1 protein-coding gene is annotated in these 832 nt (G+C 70.9%); it reads left to right on the forward strand.

Features of this window, described 5'->3' with window-relative positions; all coding sequences use genetic code 11:
• On the forward strand, positions 1-832 hold an 832-nt coding region (ruvB, locus tag OXS27_RS32390; protein ID WP_267361758.1), incomplete at both ends, for a Holliday junction branch migration DNA helicase RuvB.

Raw genomic sequence — 832 nt, forward strand, 5'->3', positions numbered from 1 at the left:
TCTTCATCGAGGCCGCCCGCAAGACCGGCCAGGCGCTCGACCACGTGCTGTTCGTCGGGCCGCCCGGGCTCGGCAAGACCACGCTCGCCCAGATCGTCGCCCGCGAACTCGGGGTGAACTTCCGCTCCACCTCCGGGCCGGTCATCGCCAAGGCCGGCGATCTCGCCGCCCAGCTCACCAATCTCGACGAGCGCGATGTCCTGTTCATCGACGAGATCCACCGGCTCAACCCGGCGGTCGAGGAGATCCTCTACCCGGCCATGGAGGATTACCAGCTCGACCTGATCATCGGCGAAGGGCCGGCGGCGCGCTCGGTCAAGATCGAGCTGCCCAAGTTCACCCTGGTCGGCGCCACCACGCGCGCGGGCCTGCTGACCACGCCGCTGCGCGACCGGTTCGGCATCCCGATCCGGCTCGAGTTCTACGAGATCGACGAGCTGGAGCAGATCGTGGCCCGCGGGGCGCGGGTGCTGGGGATCGGCATGTCGGCGGAGGGCGCCAACGAGATTGCCCGGCGGGCACGCGGCACGCCGCGGATCGCGGGGCGTCTGCTGCGGCGGGTGCGGGACTTCGCGATCGTGGCGGAGGCCGAGACGGTGACGCGGGCGATCGCCGACCGGGCGCTGAAGCTGCTCGACGTGGACGAGGCAGGGCTCGACGTGATGGACCGCAAGTACCTGAGCCTGATCGCGCGCTCGTTCGGGGGCGGGCCTGTGGGGATCGAGACGATCGGGGCGGCCTTGTCGGAGCCGCGGGACGCGATCGAGGACATCATCGAGCCGTACCTGATCCAGCGCGGCTTCGTGCAGCGCACCCCCCGCGGGCGGGTGCT

It is taken from the genome of Methylobacterium sp. GC_Met_3 (assembly GCF_026540775.1).
In the GTDB taxonomy this organism is placed as follows: domain Bacteria; phylum Pseudomonadota; class Alphaproteobacteria; order Rhizobiales; family Beijerinckiaceae; genus Methylobacterium.